Genomic DNA, 17203 nt, shown 5'->3' on the forward strand with positions numbered 1-17203 from the left:
CTGTTGTGGCGATTGCGGAACGCCGCGTTCCCGTTCGAGGGGGGGTGTGCGAGCGCCACCCGGGCGGTTCGCGCGGCACGCGTGCCCGCGGCGCACGCGCTTCCTAAGCTTCGCCATGTCCTCGCTCTCGTGGCATGGGACATGGACATGTCCGAATCACCAATCAAAGGAAGAGCATGAAAAAATTCGCAACCCTGGCAGTGCTCGCTGCCATCTCGGGCGGTGCATACGCCCAGTCGTCGGTCACGCTGTTCGGCGTCATCGACGAAGCCGCACGCTACGTCAAGAACGGCGACCTGAAGATCAAGTCGCTGGCCAGCGGTGGCATCAACACCAGCCGCCTCGGCGTGCGTGGCGTCGAGGACCTGGGCGATGGCCTGAAGGCCGGCTTCTGGCTCGAGACCGGCCTGAACGCCGACAGCGGCACCCAGTCCGACAGCACGCGCTTCTGGAACCGCCGCTCGACCGTCAGCCTGATGGGCAACTTCGGTGAACTGCGCCTGGGCCGTGACTTCACGCCGACCTACACCGGCTACTCCGACTACGATCCGTTCGGCGACAACGGCGTCGCCGCGTCGAGCAAGTTCGACTCGAGCCTCGGCACCGCGCGCGACACCGGCACGCGTGCCGACAACCAGATCGCGTACTTCCTGCCGAGCAACCTCGGCGGCGTGTACGGCCGCGCGTCGGTCGCCGCGGGCGAAGGCACCGCTGGCAGGAAGTACTACGGCGGACGCATCGGCTACGCCGCCGGCCCGGTCGACGTGTCGGTCTCGTACGGCCAGACCACGGTCGTTCCGCTGCTCGGCGAAGACAAGTTCAAGACCGCCGACGTCGGCGCCTCCTACGACTTCGGCGTCGTCAAGGCGATGGGCTACTACACGCAGTCGAAGTTCGCCGGGCAGAAGATCGCGAGCTACAGCCTCGGCGCGATCGTGCCGGTCGGCGTCGGCCAGATCAAGGCGGCCTACACCCACGCGAACGCGTCGGGCACGAACGCTGCCGGCGTGAATGTCGATGCGAACGACGCGAACCAGTTCGCGCTCGGCTACATCTACAACCTGTCGAAGCGCACCGCCGTCTACGGCACCGGTGCCTACGTGAAGAACAAGGGCAACGCGACCTTCGCGGTGGCCTCGGCGCCGACGCTGGTGGCCGGCGGCAAGTCGACCGGCCTCGAGGTCGGCCTGCGCCACGCCTTCTGATCGACGCGTTCCCCGGTCGTCCGACCGGGCTCGCACAAGGGCTGCACGCCGCGAGGGGTGCAGCCCTTTTTGATGGGCTGAACACTTTGATAGCGATCATTACGAAAGCGTAATCAAATCGCCATCTCCGGGTCATCGCCGCATTTCTATCGTCATGGCATCCCAAACCCGTGACCCCTGCGCGATGACGCGAGCCTGTTCGTGCGTCCGTCGTGCTGCTCACGCAACACGTAGGAGCCCGACATGCGCCGACAAGACATTCAACTGCTGGCCCTGGCCCGCCAGGGCGACACCGCCGCCCGCTGCGAGGCCGGGCGCCGATACCTGCTGGGCATCGACGGCTTCCCGCGGCACATCGCGACCGGCCTCGACTACCTGACCCACCCGAACGTGCGCGAGCTGCCGCAGGCCGCGCGCATCATCGCCGAGAGCCTCGCGCTCGAAGACATCCTGCAGCTGCAGCAGGAAGGCGCGCTCGCACAGGCCGCGGCGGCCGGCAGCGCGAGCGCGCAGGTCAAGCTCGGCGTGTGGCTGTGCGTGCGCCATGGCCGCATCGAGGAGGGCGCGCGCTGGCTCGACAAGGCCGGCGCCGCCGGCCACGAGGCCGCGGTGCGCGCGATGGCCGCGCTGCGCCAGCCCGACGCCGACGATCCGATGACCGGCTTCCTGAACACGCTGACCGCGTCGGGCGACCTGAAGGGCCCGCTGGTCGCGACGATCGCCGCGCAGCAGGCGCTCGCCGGCCGCGACCTGAAGCGCCTCGCCGGCAGCCTGCGCACCGCACTGGCACTGACGCCGACCTTGACCGCCGAACTCGCCGAGCTCGTCGCCGCTGCGGTGAAGCTCGCCGAGGAGAACACGAAGCCGCTCGTCGGCATCGACCCGCACGCGATCGAGGCCGCGCTCGACATGCGCACCAGCCGCGGCGACCGCGACGCGGCCTATGCGCTCGGCCGCGCGCTGTGCGGCATCGCCTGCGGCGTGCTGGCACCCGATGCACTGGCGGCCGGCGCGAACATGCGCAAGGGCGTCGCGCTGCTGTTGCGCGCGGCCGATGCCGGGTGCGAAGAAGCCTGGCTGCACCTGTACCGCATGCACGGCGACCACCGGCTCTCGGTCGCGAACCCGCAGATGGCGCGCTTCTGCCTCGAGAAGGCCGCACTCGGCGGCCAGACCGAGGCACAGCGCAAGCTCGGTGCGCTGATGCTGCGCGCCTCCGACACGCTGGCCGATTCGGAGCAGGCGATCCAGTGGCTGCATCAGGCCGCGAGCGCGCGCGACCCGCACGCCGGCGCGCTGCTGCAATCGCTGGTGCTGCCGCTGGCCGGCGACGACGCGCAGGCCGATTCGGCGATCGAGCTCGTGCGGCGCGACGACCCGTGGCTCGCGGTGCGCATGCAGCTGTCGCGCCAGTTCGGGCTGACCAAGCTCGAAGCGCTGTGCGTCGACCCGGCCGACGGCCTGCGGCCGTGGGGGCTGGTGGTCGGCAAGAACCCGTTCATCTCGCAGATCCGGCTCTCGGCCGCGCGCGCGATTCCGGCGCTCAGCGATGCGGCGCTCGACGCGGTACGCCGCGCGGCGTCGTTCTTCGGCCAGGCCGGGCGCGATGCGCAGGCCTTCGAAGGCGACCTGCGGCGTCGCTCGCTGCGCCAGCGCCGCGCGTTCGAGCGCCATGGTCTCGACGAAGCCATGTTCTTCGCGACCGCGACTTCGATGACGCTCGAGGCGTTGCGCCTCGGGCCGAAGTGGGCCTTCCGCGCCAAGGAGCCGCTGCAGCTCGCGCTGGCGGCGTGAGATGGATGCGGGCCCGGCGACGGGGCCCGCTGCGGGCTTACCTGACGAGCGCTGCGGTGCGCGTGCGCTCGACCGCGCTGGCCGTGCGGTGGGCACGCGCGAGGCCTTCGGCGGACGGTCCTTCGCCGGCCGGGATCAGCGCGCCGGCGCTGCGCGCCGCGAGCACCTCGGCCTTCACCTCGGCGCGTGCCAGCACCGCGCCGCTCGACGCCTGCGCGGCCGGGAACTCCTCGGCTTCGCCGGCCGCGATCAGCTGGCCCGAGGCCCGCGCTGCGCGCACTTCGGACTCGACCTCGGCGCGCGTGCGTGCCACCTGGCCGGTCGCGACGGCCTCGCTCGGCACGACATGCTCGCCGGCCGGTGCGAGCGCGCCGGCACTGCGCGCCGCGCGGGTCTCGGCGACGACGTCGCCACGCTCGCGCGGCGCGCTCGCCGTGGCGGCGGGATCGGCCGCGAACGCAGTGCCGGCGGCCAGTGCCAGCGCGCCCAGCGCGCCCAGCGATGCAAACGACTTGAGATTCAGCTTGCTGTTCATGACGAACGAACTCCTCGAGTGGATGATGGACATCCGCGAAGATAGACAGCGGCCGCTCACGAGAGGCTGGCAGCCGGATGACAAGTTCGTCATCCGCCGCGGGTCATACCGAGCCGCCGGCGCAAGGAGTCGAACGATCCGCGATACTTGGCGGCGATGAACGCGACCCCGCCCCACCGCCCCCCGCGCGGCCGCCCATGCGAATCCTGATCGTCGAGGACGAGCCCAAGACCGCCGCCTACGTGTCGAAGGGCCTGACCGAGCACGCCTACATCGTCGACGCCGCGAGCAACGGCATCGAGGGCCTGCACCTGGCGGTCTCGGGCCACTACGACCTGATCCTGCTCGACGTGATGCTGCCCGGCGCCGACGGCTGGGCCGTGCTGCAGGGCATCCGGCGCGAGCGCCAGACGCCGGTGCTGTTCCTGAGCGCGCGCGACGAGGTCGCGGACCGCGTCAAGGGCCTGGAGCTCGGCGCCGACGATTACCTGGTCAAGCCGTTCGCGTTCTCCGAGCTGCTCGCGCGCATCCGCACGCTGCTGCGTCGCGGCGCGACACAGCTCGAGCAGCGCATCCGCGTCGCCGACCTCGATGTCGACCTGGTGCGCCGCCGCGTCACGCGCGCCGGCGAGCGCATCGACCTGACCGCGAAGGAGTACGCGCTGCTCGACTACTTCGTGCGCCACCTCGGCGAGGTCGTCTCGCGCACGCTGATCGCCGAGCATGTGTGGGACATGAACTTCGACAGCGACACCAACGTCGTCGATGTCGCGGTGCGGCGCCTGCGCGCCAAGCTCGACGACCGCTTCCAGACCAAGCTGATCCACACGATCCGCGGCGTCGGCTATGTTTTCGACGCGCGCGCCGATTGACGCCGGCCTGCGGCCCGCCGCGCCGGCGCCGCGCGCGGCGGCGAAGCCGCGCTTCCTGGCGAGCCTGAAGCGCTCGCTGACGGCGCAGATCAGCCTGTCGATCGCGACGATCTCGATCGTGCTCGTGGCCGGCAGCGGCCTGCTGATCAACCGCCTGGCGATTCGCGAGCTGCGCGAGGGCAACGAACTGGTGATGTTCGGCAACCTCGCGCTGCTGCGCGAAGATCTGGCGGCCGCGCACTACGACCTGAGCTCGGAGCCGCAGCGCCTCGTCAAGCGCATGGACCTGCAGTTCGGCCAGTTGAACATGGCACTGCTCGACGAGAACCGGCGCGTGATCGCCGCGTCGGACCGGTTCGAGGTGCCGCTGACCGCGCTGCCGAAGCAGCCGATGTCGGTCGACAACCTGCCGCCCGGCATCGAGCACGCCGACGTGCGTGCACTCGGCAAGGCGCTCGGGCCGCTGACGACCGTCTGGACCGCGCCGGACCGTCGCAGCTTTCGGGTGCTGCTCGCGCGCATCCCGGTGCCGGCCGGTTCGCTCGCCGGGCCCGACACGCACGCGCTGCTGATCGCGTTCGCGTACGAGCTGACGCAGACGCGGCAGATCGTCGTGAGCGAGCTGCAGATCTTCCTCGTCACGCTGCTGCTCGGGGCGGGCGCGTCCGGGCTGCTCGGCGTGTGGATCGCGCGGCGCATCGTCGCCGGGCCGCGCGGCCTCGCGGCGGCGGCGAACCGCATCAGCGCGCGGCCGATGAGCGAGCGGCTGTCGATCGAGCTCACGCCGACCGAGCTGGTCGACTCGACGCTCGCGTTCAACCGCATGCTCGACCGGCTCGAGGCCGCGTTCCGGCGCCTGTCGGAGTTCTCGTCCGACCTCGCGCACGACCTGCGCACGCCGATCAACAACCTGCTCGGCGAGGCGCAGGTCGCGCTGTCGAAGCCGCGCTGCGCCGCCGAGTACCGCGCGGTGCTCGAATCGGCGGTCGAGGACTACGAGCGCATCTCGCGGCTGATCGAGAACATGCTGTTCCTCTCCCGGGCCGACGACCCGCAGGCGGCGACGAACCGGCGCTGGATCGACCTGCAGCCGGTGCTCGAACGTGGCCGCGGCTACTTCGAGATGCTCGCCGACGAGCGCGGCGTCGCGCTCGACATCGAGATGCAGGGCGCCGAGCGCGCGTGGCAGCAGGTCTGGGCCGACGAGACCCTGTTCATCCGCGCGCTCGGCAACCTGGTCTCGAATGCACTGCGCTATGCGCCGCGCGGCAGCACGGTGATCGTCGCGACGACACCGCACGACGGCGGCGGCTGCACACTCGAGGTCACGAACGAAGGCCCGCCGATCGCGCCCGAGTACCAGGAGCGAATCTTCGAGCGCAGCTTTCGCATCGACGGCTCGCGCGCCGGCTCGGCCACGGGCTCGGGGCTCGGCCTCGCGATCGTCAAGTCGATCATGGACCTGCACGGCGGCAGCGCGACGGTGATCAGCGGTGCCGGGCGGCGCACGATGTTCAGGCTGTGGTTTCCCGGGCCGGCGGCCAGCTAGAACAAGAAGTAGCGTTGCGCCATCGGCAATTCGGTCGCCGGTTCGCAGGTCAGCAGCACGCCGTCGGCGCGCACTTCGTAGGTCTGCGCGTCGACCTCGATGGTCGGCGTGCCGGCGTTGTGGATCATGTCCTTCTTGCCGATCCGCCGCGTGTTCTTCACGACCTCGGTGCGGCGCCGCAGGCCGAGCTGCGCGGGCACGCCGAGATCGGCCGCGGCCTGCGAGACGAAGGTCAGGCAGGTGTTGTCCATCGCCGCGCCGAACGCGCCGAACATCGGCCGGTAGTGCACCGGCTGCGGTGTCGGGATGCTCGCGTTCGGGTCGCCCATCGCGGCCGCGGCGATCATGCCGCCCTTGACGATCAGGCTCGGCTTGACGCCAAAGAACGCCGGCTTCCAGACCACCAGGTCGGCGAGCTTGCCGACCTCGATCGAGCCGACGACATGCGAGACGCCCTGCGTGATCGCCGGGTTGATCGTGTACTTCGCGATGTAGCGCTTGACGCGGAAGTTGTCGTTGCGCGCCGAGTCCTCCGGCAGGCTGCCGCGCTGCGCCTTCATCTTGTGCGCGGCCTGCCAGGTCCGGATGATGACCTCGCCGACGCGCCCCATCGCCTGGCTGTCGGACGACATCATCGAGAACACGCCCAGGTCGTGCAGGATGTCTTCGGCGGCGATCGTCTCGCGCCGGATGCGGCTTTCGGCGAACGCCAGGTCTTCGGCGATCGCGGGGTCGAGGTGGTGGCACACCATCAGCATGTCGAGGTGCTCGTCGACGGTGTTGACCGTGTACGGCATCGTCGGGTTCGTCGACGACGGCAGCACGTTCGGCAGGCCCGCGCACTTGATGATGTCGGGCGCGTGGCCGCCGCCGGCGCCCTCGGTGTGGAAGGTCGCGATGGCTCGGCCCTTGAACGCCGCGATCGTGTCTTCGACGAAGCCGGATTCGTTCAGCGTGTCGGTGTGGATCGTGACCTGCACGTCGTGCCGGTCGGCGACGCTCAGGCAGTTGTCGATCGCGGCCGGCGTCGTGCCCCAGTCCTCGTGCAGCTTCAGGCCGTAGGCGCCGGCCTCGAGCTGTTCTTCGAGCGCGCGCGGCAACGAAGCGTTGCCCTTGCCCTGGAAGCCCAGGTTCATCGGGAAGCTCTCGGCGCTCTTCAGCATCGAGTGGATGTGCCACGGCCCCGGCGTGCAGGTGGTCGCGAAGGTGCCGGTCGCAGGGCCGGTGCCGCCGCCCATCATCGTCGTGACGCCGCTCATCAGCGCCTCTTCGATCTGCTGCGGGCAGATGAAGTGGATGTGCGTGTCGACGCCGCCGGCGGTGATGATGTTGCCTTCGCCGGCGATGATCTCGGTGCCGGGCCCGATGACGATGTCGACGCCGGATTGCACGTCGGGATTGCCGGCCTTGCCGATCGCCGCGATCAAGCCGTTCTTCAGGCCGATGTCGGCCTTCACGATGCCCCAGTGGTCGATGATCAGCGCGTTCGTGATCACGGTGTCGGCGACCTCGGCGGCCAGCCGCTGGCTCTGGCCCATGCCGTCGCGGATCGTCTTGCCGCCACCGAACTTGACCTCTTCGCCATAGCCTCCCGCCGCGAGCGTGAAGTCTTTTTCGACCTCGACGATCAGCCCGGTGTCGGCGAGCCGCACGCGGTCACCGGTGGTCGGGCCGAACATCTCGGCATAGGCGCGTCGTTGAATCTTCACAGCGCCCCCTGCACCAGGCCGCGAAAGCCGTAGACCTTGCGCTCGCCCGCATAGTCGACGAGCTCCACCGTGCGCTGCTGGCCGGGCTCGAAGCGCACCGCGGTGCCCGAGGCGATGTTCAGACGCATGCCGCGCGCGGCGGCACGGTCGAAGCGCAGCGCGGCGTTCGTCTCGGCGAAGTGGTAGTGCGAGCCGACCTGCACGGGGCGGTCGCCGCTGTTCTCGACCACGACGGTCAGCGTGCGCCGGCCCGGGTTCAGCGTGTGGTCGGGGCCGTCGGTGAGGAGTTCGCCGGGGATCATCGCGGCGCCTCAGGCGAGCTGGCCGAGCATGACGACGCCGGACAGCGCGACCGCCGCGCCGGCTGCGCGCGGCAGCCAGGCGCTGCGCTGTTTCAGCATCCGGCCGAAGACGAGGCCCACGCCATGCAACACGGCCGTCGCGAGCACGACGCCGCCGATCGCGAACAGCGCACCGTCGCCGGCGAACGCCTGGCCGTGCGCCGCGCCGTGGAACAGCGCGAACACCGCGGCGACGACCGCGCCGTCGAGCGCCGGCAAGCGGGCGCCGGTCGCGAGCAGCAGGCCCAGCACGAGCACCGACACCGCGATCACCGGCTCGACACCCGGCAGCCACGCGTCGGCCTGGCCGGAGGCGCCGAGCAGCGCGCCGAGCGCCAGCGTGACGGCGAACGCGAGCGGTGCGATCCAGATGCGACGTGCGGTCAGCGCGCTCCAGACGCCGAGCGCCCACATCGCCGCGAGGTGATCGAACCCGGTGAAAGGGTGCTCGAAGCCGGCGGCAAACGCGGCCGCGCCGTGGTGCTGCGCGGCGTCGCCGCCGACGTGGGCGAGGCACAGCGCCGGCGCGAGCAGCGCGGCGCCGAGCACGGCGCGCGGCGTGCGGCGGAGGAGGGAAGAGGTCATCGGGTCGGCTCCGGTTGGCGGCGATTGAATGCGACGAGGGACCGTCGCGTCGTCATGCGATCGGTTGGTGCACCGTCACCAATTTGGTGCCGTCGGGGAAGGTCGCTTCCATCTGGATCTCCGGGATCAGCTCGGCGACGCCGTCCATCACGTCGGCGCGTGCGAGCCAGGTCTTGCCTTCGCTCATCAGCGCCGCAACGCTCTTGCCGTCGCGCGCGCCTTCCATGATCGCGGCGCTGATCAGCGCGACGGCCTCGGGGTAGTTCAGCTTCAGGCCGCGCGCCTTGCGTCGTTCGGCCAGCAGCGCGGCGGTGAAGATCAGCAGCTTGTCCTTCTCGCGCGGGGTCAGTTCCATGGCGACATCGGTAGCAGGAGACGTGCCGATGCTAACGAAGTGGCGCGCGGGCCGAGCGCCGGGCCGCCCCAAGCCGGCCCGCATCCCCTCGGGGGATCGGCAGCCGTACTCGGCTGCCGAGGGGTCGTCATCTTGGCACAGGGCTTGCACCAACTCGGGTCATGAGCGCGCTGTTGCCCCCTGTTGTCGCCGACGAGCCGCGCCCGCGCTTGGGGCAGGGCGCGGCTGCGCCCGCCGGCAGCACACCCGTGCAGCAGGTGATCAAGGTCCGACGCGACTACAACAGCTGGGTCGCGCGCGAGACGATCGAGGACTACGCGCTGCGCTTCACGCCGCGCTCGTTCCGCAAGTGGTCGGCGTTGCGCGTCGCGAATACCGCGTTCGGTGCCGCGTCGTTCCTGGTGCTCGAGGCGGTCGGCGGCACCTTGCTGGTCGACTACGGCTTCGTCAACGCGTTCTGGGCGATCCTCGCGACCGGGCTGATCATCTTCCTCGCCGGCTGGCCGATCAGCGTCTACGCGGCGCGCCACGGCGTCGACATGGACCTGCTGACGCGCGGCGCCGGCTTCGGCTACATCGGCTCGACGATCACCTCGCTGATCTACGCGAGCTTCACCTTCATCTTCTTCGCGCTCGAGGCCGCGATCATGGCCTACGCGATCGAGCTCGCGTTCGACATCCCGCCGGCCTGGGGCTACCTGCTGTGCTCGCTGGTCGTGATCCCGCTCGTCACGCACGGCGTCACGACGATCAGCCGGCTGCAGGTCTGGACCCAGCCGCTGTGGCTCGCGATGCTGATCGTGCCGCTCGCCTACGTGCTGCACCAGCACCCCGGCGTGCTGAGCGAGCTCTGGCGCTACGGCGGGCAGGGGCCGGAAGGTGTGCGTGCCCCCGGCTTCGACCTGCTCAAGTTCGGCGCCGCGATGACGGTCGGCATCGCGCTGATCACGCAGATGGGCGAGCAGGCAGACTATCTCCGCTTCATGCCCGAGCCCTTGCCCGATCGGAAGGCCCGCTGGTGGGCCGGCGTGATCATCGGCGGGCCGGGCTGGGTGGTGCCCGGCGTGCTGAAGATGCTGGCCGGCGCGCTGCTCGCGTACCTCGCGATCGGCTATTCGGTGCCGCTCGACCGCGCGGTCGACCCGACGCAGATGTACCTGGTCGCGTACAACGCGGTGTTCTCGCAGTACGGCCTCGCGGTCGCGGCGACCGCGCTGTTCGTGTTCGTCTCGCAGCTGAAGATCAACGTGACCAACGCCTACGCCGGCTCGCTCGCGTGGTCGAACTTCTTCGCGCGGCTGACGCACAGCCACCCGGGGCGCGTCGTGTGGATGCTGTTCAACACGCTGATCGCGCTGATGCTGATGGAGCTCGACGTGTTCCAGGCGCTCGGCAAGGTGCTCGGGCTGTACTCGAACATCGCGATCTCGTGGATGATGGCCGTCGTCGCCGACCTGGTGATCAACAAGCCGATGGGCTGGTCGCCGAAAGGCATCGAGTTCAAGCGCGCGCACCTGTTCGACGTCAACCCGGTCGGCGTCGGCGCGATGGGGGTCGCGTCGCTGCTCGCGATCGTCGCCTACCTCGGCGCGCTCGGGCCGCTGGCGCAGGCGTTCTCGGCGCTGATCGCGCTGGTCACCGCGCTCGTCGTCTCGCCGCTGATCGCGTGGTGGACCCAGGGCCGGTATTACCTGGCCCGTGCGCCGTCCGGCGCGGCCGCAGTCGAGGCCGACGCCGGCCGCTACCGGCCCCTGACCCGCTGCGTGATCTGCGAGCGCGACTACGAAGGCGACGACCTCGCGCATTGCCCCGCGTACCAGGGTTCGATCTGCTCGCTGTGCTGCACGCTCGACGCGCGCTGCAACGACCTGTGCAAGCCGCACGCGCGCCTGTCGGTGCAATGGATGCAGCTGCTGCGCGCGCTGCTGCCGCGCGCCGCCTGGCCTTACGTCGAGACCGGCCTCGGCCACTACCTGCTGCTGATGGCCATCGTCGTGCCGCTGCTCGCCGGGCTGTTCGCGACGCTCTACGCGCAGGAACTGCCCGCGCTGCTCCAGGTCGGCGCCACCGGCATGGCCGCACCGACGGCGCTGCGCCTGGGCTTCGTGAAGGCCTTCGCCGCGCTGCTGCTGATCAGCGGCATCGTCGCGTGGTGGCTGGTGCTGACGCACAAGAGCCGGCAGGTCGCGCAGGAAGAATCGAACCGGCAGACCCAGGCGCTGAACGAGCAGGCCCAGGTGCTGCGCCACGAGATCGAATCGCACCGCCGCACCGACGAGGAACTGCAGCGCGCGAAGCTGCAGGCCGAAGACGCGAAGCGCCAGGCCGAGCTCGCGAACCAGGCCAAGAGCCGCTACATCATGACCGTGAGCCACGAGCTGCGCACGCCGCTGAACAGCATCCTCGGCTATGCCCAGCTGCTCGAGGAGGACGCCTCGGTGCCGCCGCACCGGCACCAGGCCGTGAAGGTGATCCGGCGCGGCGGCGAGCATCTGCTGTCGCTGATCGAGGGCACGCTGGACATCGCGCGCATCGAGGCCGGCCGCCTGCGGCTCGAGAACAAGCCGATGCGCTTTCGCGATTGCGTGCAGGAGATCGTGCGCATGTTCGAGCTGCAGGCCGCGGCCAAGGGCATCGAATTTCGCCGCGTGCTGAACGACCCGTTGCCGGAGCTGGTGCGCGCCGACCAGAAGCGGCTGCGCCAGATCCTGATCAACGTGCTCGGCAACGCGGTCAAGTTCACGCAGGCGGGGCGGGTCGAGTTCCGCGTCAGCCACGCGCGCGAGATGGCGTTGTTCGAGATCGAGGACACCGGGCCCGGCATCGCCGCGAGCGAGATCGAGCATGTGTTCGAGCCGTTCGCGCGCGGCTCCGAGGCGAGCGCCGCGGCGAGCGGCGGCACCGGCCTCGGCCTGACGATCGGCAAGATGCTGACCGACCTGATGGGCGGCGAGATGAGCGTGAAGAGCGAGGTCGCGGGTCCACCAGGCTCGCCCGTTTCGGGCTCGGTGGGCACGCTGTTCCGCATCCGTTTGTTCCTGCCCGAGGTCAGCGGCGTGCACGTCGCGAGCGAGCTGCCGCGCCATGCGCGCAGCGGCTACGCCGGCGCGCGCCGGCGCGTGCTCGTCGTCGACAACGAAGAGGTCGATCGCGACCTGCTCGCGAACCTGCTCGAGCCGCTGGGCTTCGAGATCGGCCGCGCCGCGTCGGGCCAGGCCTGCCTGGATCTGCTGCAGCACACGTCTCGCGACGATGCGCCCGATGCGATCCTGATGGATCTCGCGATGCCCGGCATCGACGGCTGGGCGACCGTGCGGGCGATCCGCGAACGCGGCCTGTGCGATGCGCCGATCGCGATCGTCTCGGGCAACGCCTACGACAAGGGGCTGGACAACGACGTCGGCATCGCTGTCGACGACTTCATCCTGAAGCCGGTGCGCGGCAACGAGCTGCTCGACTGGCTCGGCACGCGGCTGCAGCTCGAATGGCACGAAGCGCCCTCGCGCGAGCCGCTGCCACGAGCCGCACCCGCCCCGATCGACGGGGCCGTGCCCGATGCCGCGCAGCTGCGCGCGCTCGACGAGCTCGTCAGCCTCGGCTACTACCGCGGCATCGTGCGCAAGCTCGACGAGATCGAGGCGCTCGACGCCGGCCATGCCGGCTTCGCGGCCCAGCTGCGCTCGCTCGCGCAGCAGTTCCAGCTCGACGCGATGACGCGCATCATCCGGCAGACCCTGAACGGGCAGACCGCCCCATGAACGACGCACTCTTCGACCGCAGCCACTCGCCCGTCGTGCTGATCGTCGACGACGTGCCCGACAACCTCTCGGTGCTGCACGATGCGCTCGACGAGTCGGGCTACACCGTGCTCGTCGCGACGAACGGCGAGAGCGCGCTGCAGCGCGCGGCGCAAGCCTTGCCCGATGTCGTGCTGCTCGACGCGGTGATGCCGGCGATGGACGGCTTCGAGGTTGCGCGCCGGCTCAAGGCGCACCCGGCGACGGCGCAGATCCCGATCGTCTTCATGACCGGCCTGACCGAGACCGAGCATGTCGTCGCCGCGTTCGCGGCCGGCGGCGTCGACTACGTGACCAAGCCGATCCGCGCTCAGGAGGTGCTCGCGCGCATCGGCGTGCACATCAGCAGCGCGCGCGAAAGGCTTCACGAGCGAGCGCAGGCGACGCAGGCGCACAACGCGCTCGACGCGTTCGGCCACGCGACGATGGCGATCCAGCTCGACGACACGACCCGCGCGCTGCGTGCGGTCTGGCAGACGCCGCTGGCGCGCCGGCTGATGCACGACTACTTCGGCGCCGCGCCGGCGCAGATCCCCGAGCCGGTGCTGGAATGGCTGCGCAGCGAATCGTCGCTGGCGGCGAACGGCCGCGAGCCGCGCCCGTTGCCGGTCAGCCGCCCCGCCGATGGCGGCACGCGCCAGCTCGTGTTCGCGCTGCAGCAGCGCACCGGCGACGACGATCTGCTGATCGTGATGCGCGAGGTCTCGGACGCCGCCATCGTCGACGCGATGGTGCAGGCCTTCAGGCTCACGCTGCGCGAGGCCGAGGTGCTGTACTGGGTCGCGAAGGGCAAGACGAACCGCGATATCGGCGACATCCTCGGCAGCAGCCCGGCGACCGTGAAGAAGCACCTCGAGCGCGTCTACGTGAAGCTCGGCGTCGAGACCCGCACCGCGGCCGCCGCAGTGGCGGCGACGCGGCTGCGGCAGCTGAATCTGGCGATGTCGAGTTAGGAGGGGTCAGGGCTCTTCCTCTTCGCGTGAATGCGGATACAAGAAGAGGGAAGGGGCCCCGGCATCCGTTGTCCTGTTACATCGTCCACAATGACCTGTGCCCGTCCAACAACTGCCACGTCGATGCCAAGAAAAATTCAAATTCGGCGGCAACTTGGGCCGATCGTTGTCCACTTTCAGCGGCGTATCTTGCTATGTCCAACTGGACGGGCTTGTCGTCTATAAGAGGTTAGGTCTCACGAGACACATCCGTCGATGTCACGCTTCACCATCAAGCCCCTATCTCCAGTCACCTGGCCAGACTTTGCTGCACTGGTCGAGCGGCACAACGGTGTCTGGGGCGGCTGCTGGTGCCTCGAGTTCCACCCGGAGGGTAAGGAGCGTGGCACTCATCGCCGCGATGCGAAGGAGCAGCGCGTGCGCCAAGGCACTGCTCACGCCGCGCTCGTGTACGACGGTGCCATTTGTGTTGGTTGGTGTCAGTTTGGTGCCCCCGAAGAGCTTTCACGCATCAAGCATCTGCGCATCTACAGCGAGGGAGCCGGTGTGCCACCTCAGTGGCGAATCACGTGCTTCTTCGTCGACAAACAATACCGCGGAATGGGAGTCTCCTCGGCCGCGCTTGCAGGCGCACTTAAAGAGATTGCGCTTCTTGGCGGCGGCGTTGTCGAGAGTTCTCCTGAGGAGGTCACCGGCCGCAATGTCTCGGCCTCGTTCCTCTACAACAGCCGGCTGGCAATGTTCGAGCATCAAGGCTTCGAGCGCGTTCGTCCTCTCGGCAAGAATCATTGGCTCGTGGCCAGAGTCGTTGAGGCGAGCGCGAGGTGAGACCTAACCCCCTTCCATCGAGGGGACGTCCACAAGCGGGCTTCGCCCACTTGCGGCCGCCCCCCATGTCAAACGTTAGGCGTCATGAGCAACATCACTTTCCGCGTCGTAGACAAGTTCCCTGAACCGGCGTTCTCAACGCTCAGGGACGAGGCGTTCTCGGACTACGAGGCGTCAGAGTTGCTCACCGATGTCGCGAACGAGGAGGCAGCCGCGCGGCCCGCAACTCCCAGCGCCGGTGACGAAGGCGCCCTCCGGATTGGTGCTTTCCGAGGTGACTCCCTGGTTGGATGGACATTCGCCCGTCCGGAAGGAGCGAGCCACCTATACATGATCAATTCAGGGGTTACGCCTGTGGAGCGGCGCCAAGGAATCTACTCAGAGCTCGCGCGGTTGGTCATTGAGCATGCAAGATCGCGAGGCTATGTCGCGGTTCTCTCGCGACATGCGGCAAACAACAACGCTGTCATCGTCGCAAAACTCAAGCTGGGCTTCTTTGTATCCGGCTTTGAATACTCGGAGGTCTACGGCCCGCTGGTTCGCCTGACATTTTTGGTCGGGGAGCTTCGACGCACCTTGTACCGAACTCGTTCGTCACCCATTCGTCGTGCGAAGCGCCGTGACGCGTAACCCCTCCATCGAGCGGACGCCTTCCAGCTTGCTTCGCAAGCTTCCAGTCGCCGCTCATGTCAAACGTTGGGCGTCACAAGCATGATCCTCAACCCCGCGCTCCGCTGCGAAGTTCAATGGCGATCCCAGTCACTTCGAAACGAAACTCGCTGCGCGCCCCGAAAGGAAGAAAGATGATCTCTATCCGTTCGTTCGTCGGCGTTGTTGTGTTTGCCACCGCAATTTCAAGTTTTCCTGCTCGGGCCACTGAGCAAGTGATCGTCCTTGTGAAGGTCTTTCCGAGCACGGGCCGAGAGGATGAGCTACAGGCACGGTACTTGAAGCAAGTTGAGTACCTTCGCAAGGCTGAACCGACCTCCGTATTCCGGCTCCACCGCAGCGGTAAGACTCCGACAACGTTCCTCTGGTACGAAGTCTATGAGTCGCCAGCCGCGTACGACAATCATCTCATGGTGGTCATGCCGAGCTTTCGAAAGGAGTTTGGCCCAACGCCGGAAGGCCTCATCGCCAAACCGTCCGAATCGGACGCGTACATTGAACTGGCGAAGTGACGCGTAACCGTTTCCCGCCTACTCCGGCAGACTTCGCCTGCCTGCCGCCGCTCATGTCAAACGTCGACGTTGCTGCCACATGAACCCTCTCACCGCCATGGCCAGACCAACCCGTGGCACTCGCCGCGCCCTGGTAACGCGAGCCGCCTGGTTCGCCGCGGTCGCGGTTGCACTTGTCCTCGCACTCCGGGCTCACGCTGCCCCGCCGGACGAATGGCCGGTCATGGGTCGACAAGGCCTCGTGCGCTTCGTCATCGTCCCCGCCGAGAAGGCCACCGATCAAGCGTCCTACGAGGAGCAGATCGTTCGGCTCTGCGAGCCAGAGCGCACGTGCTTCCTGAACTTCTATACCAACTCCACGCAAGCGGCTCCTTCGGTTCCGCTGCCGGAGGCCATCGCGAACGAGGCCACCGCCACGTATCGCCGCTCCACGAAGAATGGCGTCCAGTTCTTTGCCTGGAGCTGTCGCCTGAAGGTTCCGGGCCGCGAATGTTTCTAGCGTCTCGCTCATTCAGCCGCCCTTGCCATGAGACACCGACCTCGCCTGCTGGCACTCGCCATCGCCACAGCCGCTGGCCACGTGCACGCGGGTGAGGATTTGCAGAACTGGTTCAACGATCCGTTCTTCCAGATCTCGGCATCGATTCCGGACTGTCCGCTTCCCGCCGGCCCGTTCACCACCGAGAGTGATCGACGTGTGCAGGCGCACCGACGGGCAGAGAAGGGAACCACCTGCTGGCTCGCCAAGGAGTGCGATCGACCGAACGCCTACGTGTACGACCCGGACATCGCTTCGGCCTTCCAGGCCGCAGTGCGTGACGGCAATCCATTCCCGAACACCACACTATGGGTTACCGTCCAGGGTCGCGTGCTCTACATCGAAGGTTGCGCTGCTGACGAGGCGGTCGCCGCGAAGCTGGAAGCGTTTGCCAGATCGATCGCGCACGTGCAGCAAGCCATCGCGATCATCCGCAGCGATCCTGCGGCCCGTGCGCCCTACAAGCTTCGCCACCCGCAGTAGCTGCCTCACGAGGATGAACCTGCACTTCCCAACGAATCATGCGAACTCGCATCTGCCTCTGCTACGTCGTCGGTTATCTCGTCCTGACCGGCGCGGCGCTGCTGATCGCTCCCGCGGCCAGCCTGCACCTGATGCTCTCGACCGTCGACTACGGAGCGGTCATGCCGAGGTGGGTGGGGATGATGAGTTTGGCGTTGGGGGCTCTGATCGGACAGGCCGTGCGCCACCGACTCAAGGTTCTGTATCCCTTGGGCTTCTTCATGCCGGCCGCGATGCTGTTCGGCTTCGTCGGCCTGTACAAGCAGTCGGAAGATCCCTTGTTCCTGAGCGTCGCGGCGGTTGTCGGCGTGGGGGTCGTCCTGACGGGCACAAGCCTCCTGCTGGACTTTGCAGGCAACCGTTCGCCGCGCCACAAGGCGTAGTCTTGCCAGCCAGGATGAGCCGGATATCGGCCTCGCCGAGGCCGCGCGATGGAGGC

Annotated in this window: 17 protein-coding genes; 12 read left to right on the forward strand and 5 right to left on the reverse strand. The window is 68.5% G+C overall.

Annotation, left to right across the window (positions count from 1 at the left end; genetic code table 11):
• Positions 1-176 precede the first annotated feature (176 nt).
• Together AC1DTW_RS22790 and AC1DTW_RS22795 are read left to right on the forward strand one after the other, a co-directional pair.
• On the forward strand, positions 177-1205 hold the full coding sequence (locus AC1DTW_RS22790; RefSeq protein ID WP_477983680.1) for a porin: 1029 nt from the start codon (positions 177-179) through the stop codon (positions 1203-1205).
• A 243-nt stretch (positions 1206-1448) separates the two neighbouring features.
• Positions 1449-2999 carry a tetratricopeptide repeat protein gene (locus AC1DTW_RS22795; RefSeq protein WP_477983681.1) on the forward strand — a complete coding sequence of 517 codons (1551 nt, stop codon included), beginning with the start codon at positions 1449-1451 and terminating at the stop codon, positions 2997-2999.
• 37 nt (positions 3000-3036) lie between these two features.
• Here AC1DTW_RS22795 and AC1DTW_RS22800 read toward each other — a convergent pair whose 3' ends face one another.
• Positions 3037-3534 (reverse strand): hypothetical protein, encoded by a 498-nt coding sequence (locus AC1DTW_RS22800; protein ID WP_477983682.1) that lies wholly within the window; start codon positions 3532-3534, stop codon positions 3037-3039.
• 197 nt (positions 3535-3731) lie between these two features.
• Here AC1DTW_RS22800 and AC1DTW_RS22805 point away from each other — a divergent pair, with 197 nt between their 5' ends.
• Positions 3732-4406 (forward strand): heavy metal response regulator transcription factor, encoded by a 675-nt coding sequence (locus tag AC1DTW_RS22805; RefSeq protein ID WP_477983683.1) that lies wholly within the window; start codon positions 3732-3734, stop codon positions 4404-4406.
• On the forward strand, positions 4381-5955 hold the full coding sequence (locus tag AC1DTW_RS22810) for a heavy metal sensor histidine kinase (protein ID WP_477983684.1): 1575 nt from the start codon (positions 4381-4383) through the stop codon (positions 5953-5955). Before AC1DTW_RS22805 ends, AC1DTW_RS22810 begins: the two co-directional genes overlap by 26 nt.
• Here AC1DTW_RS22810 and ureC read toward each other — a convergent pair.
• From ureC to AC1DTW_RS22830, 4 genes are read right to left on the reverse strand one after another with little or no spacing between them, the layout of a single operon-like run.
• Positions 5952-7664, reverse strand: a complete 1713-nt coding sequence (gene ureC, locus AC1DTW_RS22815) for an urease subunit alpha (protein ID WP_477983685.1) — start codon at positions 7662-7664, stop codon at positions 5952-5954. The two genes, AC1DTW_RS22810 and ureC, sit on opposite strands and share 4 nt — an antisense overlap.
• Positions 7661-7966, reverse strand: a complete 306-nt coding sequence (locus AC1DTW_RS22820; RefSeq protein ID WP_477983686.1) for an urease subunit beta — start codon at positions 7964-7966, stop codon at positions 7661-7663. Before AC1DTW_RS22820 ends, ureC begins: the two co-directional genes overlap by 4 nt.
• A gap of 9 nt (positions 7967-7975) precedes the next feature.
• Positions 7976-8590: a HupE/UreJ family protein gene (locus AC1DTW_RS22825; RefSeq protein ID WP_477983687.1), complete on the reverse strand. Its 615-nt coding sequence runs from the start codon at positions 8588-8590 to the stop codon at positions 7976-7978.
• Between the two features lie 52 nt (positions 8591-8642).
• Positions 8643-8945 (reverse strand): urease subunit gamma, encoded by a 303-nt coding sequence (locus AC1DTW_RS22830; RefSeq protein WP_477983688.1) that lies wholly within the window; start codon positions 8943-8945, stop codon positions 8643-8645.
• A 161-nt stretch (positions 8946-9106) separates the two neighbouring features.
• Between AC1DTW_RS22830 and AC1DTW_RS22835 the strand changes: the two genes are divergently transcribed.
• The 8 genes from AC1DTW_RS22835 (at position 9107) to AC1DTW_RS22870 (ending at position 17147) form a co-directional block, all read left to right on the forward strand.
• The gene (locus AC1DTW_RS22835) at positions 9107-12703 is read left to right on the forward strand and encodes a hybrid sensor histidine kinase/response regulator (RefSeq protein WP_477983689.1); all 3597 of its coding nucleotides are present in this window, start codon (positions 9107-9109) and stop codon (positions 12701-12703) included.
• Entirely contained in the window at positions 12700-13695 is a 996-nt protein-coding gene (locus tag AC1DTW_RS22840; RefSeq protein ID WP_477983690.1) for a response regulator, read from the forward strand. The genes AC1DTW_RS22835 and AC1DTW_RS22840 overlap by 4 nt, the downstream gene beginning before the upstream one ends.
• A gap of 255 nt (positions 13696-13950) precedes the next feature.
• Positions 13951-14523 (forward strand): GNAT family N-acetyltransferase, encoded by a 573-nt coding sequence (locus AC1DTW_RS22845; RefSeq protein WP_477983691.1) that lies wholly within the window; start codon positions 13951-13953, stop codon positions 14521-14523.
• Positions 14524-14607: 84 nt separating this feature from the next.
• The gene (locus tag AC1DTW_RS22850; RefSeq protein ID WP_477983692.1) at positions 14608-15153 is read left to right on the forward strand and encodes a GNAT family N-acetyltransferase; all 546 of its coding nucleotides are present in this window, start codon (positions 14608-14610) and stop codon (positions 15151-15153) included.
• Positions 15154-15326: 173 nt separating this feature from the next.
• Positions 15327-15704, forward strand: a complete 378-nt coding sequence (locus tag AC1DTW_RS22855) for a putative quinol monooxygenase (protein WP_477983693.1) — start codon at positions 15327-15329, stop codon at positions 15702-15704.
• Positions 15705-15783: 79 nt separating this feature from the next.
• Positions 15784-16203 carry a hypothetical protein gene (locus AC1DTW_RS22860; protein WP_477983694.1) on the forward strand — a complete coding sequence of 140 codons (420 nt, stop codon included), beginning with the start codon at positions 15784-15786 and terminating at the stop codon, positions 16201-16203.
• A gap of 27 nt (positions 16204-16230) precedes the next feature.
• Positions 16231-16725, forward strand: a complete 495-nt coding sequence (locus tag AC1DTW_RS22865; protein WP_477983695.1) for a BON domain-containing protein — start codon at positions 16231-16233, stop codon at positions 16723-16725.
• Between the two features lie 38 nt (positions 16726-16763).
• A complete protein-coding gene (locus tag AC1DTW_RS22870) occupies positions 16764-17147 on the forward strand; it encodes a hypothetical protein (RefSeq protein ID WP_477983696.1) in 384 nt (127 codons plus the stop codon).
• Positions 17148-17203 lie beyond the last annotated feature (56 nt).

Source organism: Rhizobacter sp. P5_A1 (assembly GCF_056400745.1).

Excerpts from the sequence above, each read along its gene's own strand:
- AC1DTW_RS22790 (WP_477983680.1), top strand. The coding sequence starts at position 177 with ATGAAAAAATTCGCAACCCTGGCAGTGCTCGCTGCCATCTCGGGCGGT.
- AC1DTW_RS22795 (WP_477983681.1), top strand. The coding sequence starts at position 1,449 with ATGCGCCGACAAGACATTCAACTGCTGGCCCTGGCCCGCCAGGGCGAC.
- AC1DTW_RS22800 (WP_477983682.1), bottom strand. The coding sequence starts at position 3,534 with ATGAACAGCAAGCTGAATCTCAAGTCGTTTGCATCGCTGGGCGCGCTG.
- AC1DTW_RS22805 (WP_477983683.1), top strand. The coding sequence starts at position 3,732 with ATGCGAATCCTGATCGTCGAGGACGAGCCCAAGACCGCCGCCTACGTG.
- AC1DTW_RS22810 (WP_477983684.1), top strand. The coding sequence starts at position 4,381 with ATGTTTTCGACGCGCGCGCCGATTGACGCCGGCCTGCGGCCCGCCGCG.
- AC1DTW_RS22820 (WP_477983686.1), bottom strand. The coding sequence starts at position 7,966 with ATGATCCCCGGCGAACTCCTCACCGACGGCCCCGACCACACGCTGAAC.
- AC1DTW_RS22825 (WP_477983687.1), bottom strand. The coding sequence starts at position 8,590 with ATGACCTCTTCCCTCCTCCGCCGCACGCCGCGCGCCGTGCTCGGCGCC.
- AC1DTW_RS22830 (WP_477983688.1), bottom strand. The coding sequence starts at position 8,945 with ATGGAACTGACCCCGCGCGAGAAGGACAAGCTGCTGATCTTCACCGCC.
- AC1DTW_RS22835 (WP_477983689.1), top strand. The coding sequence starts at position 9,107 with ATGAGCGCGCTGTTGCCCCCTGTTGTCGCCGACGAGCCGCGCCCGCGC.
- AC1DTW_RS22840 (WP_477983690.1), top strand. The coding sequence starts at position 12,700 with ATGAACGACGCACTCTTCGACCGCAGCCACTCGCCCGTCGTGCTGATC.
- AC1DTW_RS22845 (WP_477983691.1), top strand. The coding sequence starts at position 13,951 with ATGTCACGCTTCACCATCAAGCCCCTATCTCCAGTCACCTGGCCAGAC.
- AC1DTW_RS22850 (WP_477983692.1), top strand. The coding sequence starts at position 14,608 with ATGAGCAACATCACTTTCCGCGTCGTAGACAAGTTCCCTGAACCGGCG.
- AC1DTW_RS22855 (WP_477983693.1), top strand. The coding sequence starts at position 15,327 with ATGATCTCTATCCGTTCGTTCGTCGGCGTTGTTGTGTTTGCCACCGCA.
- AC1DTW_RS22860 (WP_477983694.1), top strand. The coding sequence starts at position 15,784 with ATGAACCCTCTCACCGCCATGGCCAGACCAACCCGTGGCACTCGCCGC.
- AC1DTW_RS22865 (WP_477983695.1), top strand. The coding sequence starts at position 16,231 with ATGAGACACCGACCTCGCCTGCTGGCACTCGCCATCGCCACAGCCGCT.
- AC1DTW_RS22870 (WP_477983696.1), top strand. The coding sequence starts at position 16,764 with ATGCGAACTCGCATCTGCCTCTGCTACGTCGTCGGTTATCTCGTCCTG.